Raw genomic sequence first — 3408 nt, forward strand, 5'->3', positions numbered from 1 at the left:
AGGCGGGCACCGCCCGCCACGCCAGCCCCGCCGCCCCGCACAGCGCGGCGGCGACCAGCGGGGACGCGAACCGCGCCGCGCCCGGCAGCCCGAGCGGGTCGGCGCGGCCAAGGACGTACAGGGCGGGCTGCCAGTTGACGAAGGCCAGCGGCACGACGAACGTCACACCGCGGACGAAGTCGCGCGCGAACATCGTCATCGGGTACTGGGTGAGGAACCCGCCCCCGTAGGTGAGCGACTTGCCCGCCCCGTGGACGTCCACGACCACGAACTGCACCGCCGCCGTCAGCACCCACAGCGCCCCGAAGATCGCCGCCCCGGACAGCACCATGACCGGGACCATCGCGACGCGTCCCGGCGTCCACGCCACCTCCACCCGTGCCAGCGCGAACGCGAGCACCCCGGCCGCCGGGACGAGCTTGCCGAAGCGGCGCGGCGAGAAGTCCTCGGTCGCGACCTGGACGAGCGGGCTCACCGGCCGCACCAGCATCGCGTCCAGCGTCCCCCGCCGCACGTGGTATCCGAGCCGCTCGGTGGTGCCGAGCAGGATGTCGGAGATCCCGAACGACAGCGCCGACGTCCCGTACAGGAACAGGACCTCGGGCGCGCCGAAACCGGCGATGCGCGGCGCCTGCGAGAACAGCAGCACGATCGCGGCGGCGTCCAGGCCGGTGACGACCGCCGTCGCGAGGGCCAGCAGCACCATCGACACCGGGTACTGCGCCGCCGCCCGGATCCACGTCCACGCGAGCAGCCCGTACATCCGCCCCGCGTCAATCACGGCCCGCCCGATCGCCGCCGGACCGATCACCGCCGGCCCGCCCGCCGTCAGCCACCGTGCACCACCAGCTTCCGCCGCGCCGCCCGCGTGACCAGCGCGCCCGCGCCGAGCAGGACCGCCGCCCACGCCGCCTGGAACGCCAGCGCGCCGGCCAGCCCGGCGCCGTCGTAACGGCCGAGGAACACGTCCGCGGGCACCTGGATCATCGCCGCCCACGGCAGCGCCCGCGCGACCCCCCCGAGGGCCCCGGGGAACACGACCAGCGGCAGGATCATCCCGGAGAAGAACAGCGACATGACGAGCGTGACGGCGCTCAGCCCGCGGTCGTCGTGCAGCCAGAACATCCCCATCGCCACCAGGTAGCGCAGCCCGAAGCTCACCGTCACCGCGAGGACCAGCGCCGCCGCGAACGCGGCGAGGTTCGCCGGCGCCGGCGGGCGGAACGGGAACACCAGCGCCCCGGCCAGCAGCGGCGGCCCGGCGCGCAGCAGCAGCGAGCCCGCCGCCCGGCCGAGGTCGTCGGCCAGCCACCAGCCCTGCAGCCCCGCCGGCCGGTGCAGGTCGATCGCCACGTCGCCGTTCCGGATCCGCTCGGTCAGATCCATCCCGCCGAAGATCTGGACGGGGCCGATCAGCGCCTGCGTGATGAAGCAGAAGGTGACGGCGTCGATCTCGTCGTAGCCGCCGAGGGACGGACGCACCTGCCACAATGCGATCAGCACGTACGCGCGCATGAACCCGAAGACGGTGTTGGTCACGGCCTCGGTGGCGGAGCCGAGCGGATAAGCCGCGTGACGGCGGACGCCGTACCACCACACCCAAGGAAGAACACCCACTTGCCGAGAGCCTAAACAGGCGGGCCCGCACCCACTACGTAATTTCGCACAGAATGCGTGAAACGTGAACGGGCCCCGGCGTGTCCCGCCGGGGCCCTTTCCGCACGCGCGGGTGCTACTGGATCGCGGGCTTGATGGGGGAGAAGAGCCAGTCCTTGAAGAACGCGTCCAGGTCCTGGCCGGAGATCTGCTCCGTCAGGGCGATGAACTGGGCGGTCTCGGCGTTGCGGTCGTGGTAGCGGGCGAGCCAGGTCCGCAGGACGGCGAAGAAGTCCTCGTCGCCGATCTTCTCGCGGAGCATCTGGATCATGATCGCGCCGCCGTTGTAGACCCGGTCGTTGAACATCGTGTCGCGCTTCGGGTCGCCGAGCACGACCGACCAGAACGGGCGGCCCTCGCGGTCGGGGAACGGCCGCGCCGCGTAGGTCGCGCGCGCCTGCAAGGCGGCGGCGGTGCCGCCGTGGGTCTCGTTCCAGTGCCACGTCACCCAGGTCGCGAAGCTCTCGTTCAGCCAGATGTCGTCCCACTGCTTCGGCGACACGGCGTCGCCGAACCACTGGTGCGCCAGCTCGTGGACGATCGTGCCGACGCTGCGGACGGCCGAGTACACCGGCTTGCTCTGGGTCTCCAGCGAGAAGCCGAGCGGCTGCCCGTTGAAGCGCGCGTCGTCGGCGATGGCGCCGGTGCTGCTGAACGGATAGGGGCCGTAGATCTTCGCCAGCCCGTCGGTGACCTCGCTGGTGGTGTTGTAGAAGAAGTCCACCGCGTCCGGCTGGGCCGTCAGCAGTACCGGGTCGACGAAGGTGTAGTTGGGCACGCCGCCCGGCGTGCGGCCCTGCTTGACCTCCCACTTGCCGATGTCGATCGTGGTGAGGTAGCTCGCCATCGGGCTGTCCTCGCGCCACTTGAAGACCTCGGCGCGGGTCTGCGCGCTGCGGCGGCTGAACGAGGCGACCGAGCTGCGGTGCGAGACGAGCCGCCCGTTGGCGACGGCCTTCAGGCCCTGCGGCACCGTTAGGGTGTAGTCGTAGGTCGCCTTGTCGCTCGGATGGTCGTTGACCGGGAACCAGGTGCTCGGCCCGTTCGGCTCGCCGCCGACGAACGCCCCGTCGGGCGTGTGCAGGAACCCGTACGGGGAACCGAAAACGATCGGCGAGCCGACGATCGTCTGCGGCACGCCGCCGTACTTGACGACCGCGGTGAACACCGAGCCCTTCCGCAACCCCTTGCGCGGCGTGACCGTCAGCTCCTGGCCGCGGCGCTTGTAGTCCGCCCGCTTCCGGTCGACCGTGACCTCCTCGACGTCCATGCCGGAAAGGTCCAGGTTGAACGCCGACAGGTTCTGCGTGGCCCGGGCGGTGAGGGTCACCTTCCCGTCCAGCTGGTCGTGGTCGGGGTCGTAGCCCAAGTCGAGCGAGTAGTGCAGGGCGTCGTAGCCGCCGTTGCCCTCAAGCGGGAAATACGGGTCGCCGACACCCGAGGCGCCAGGGGTGAAGCGCCCGTTGTGCAGGCCGCCGTCGGCGGCGGACGCGGCGGGCGCGAGCGCCACGACGCTCACGGCGGCGACGGCGATCGGGATCATTCGCCCGGGGTTCTCCCGCGACGGAATGAACCGGGTGTAACGCGCCATCAGAGATCCTCTCCCTCGAGTGATCAATAGCGCGCTCACGATCCACCTGTTTTCGGACGCTGTCGAGATCCATTGCCGGATGTGGCCGAAACCGTGTCCTCGACCGGAGACGGAAGATCGCCGGACGCGGGCGCGTCGCGGGTCCGGGCGGGTCAGGGCGG

Annotated in this window: 3 protein-coding genes; all 3 read right to left on the reverse strand. The window is 71.2% G+C overall.

All coding sequences use genetic code 11. The annotated features are described in order from the left end of the window. The coding region (locus ETD83_RS40660; RefSeq protein WP_230421521.1) for an ABC transporter permease at positions 1–781 on the reverse strand (781 nt) is incomplete at its 3' end. 47 nt (positions 782–828) lie between these two features. Continuing rightward, positions 829–1617, reverse strand: a complete 789-nt coding sequence (locus tag ETD83_RS40665) for an ABC transporter permease (RefSeq protein ID WP_138650579.1) — start codon at positions 1615–1617, stop codon at positions 829–831. Positions 1618–1732: 115 nt separating this feature from the next. Continuing rightward, a complete protein-coding gene (locus ETD83_RS40670; protein WP_138650580.1) occupies positions 1733–3247 on the reverse strand; it encodes a M1 family metallopeptidase in 1515 nt (504 codons plus the stop codon). Positions 3248–3408: the final 161 nt, after the last annotated feature.

Origin of the sequence: Actinomadura soli, from assembly GCF_005889715.1 — a bacterium.
GTDB classification, from domain to species: domain Bacteria; phylum Actinomycetota; class Actinomycetes; order Streptosporangiales; family Streptosporangiaceae; genus Spirillospora; species Spirillospora soli.

Excerpts from the sequence above, each read along its gene's own strand:
- ETD83_RS40670 (WP_138650580.1), bottom strand. The coding sequence starts at position 3,247 with ATGGCGCGTTACACCCGGTTCATTCCGTCGCGGGAGAACCCCGGGCGA.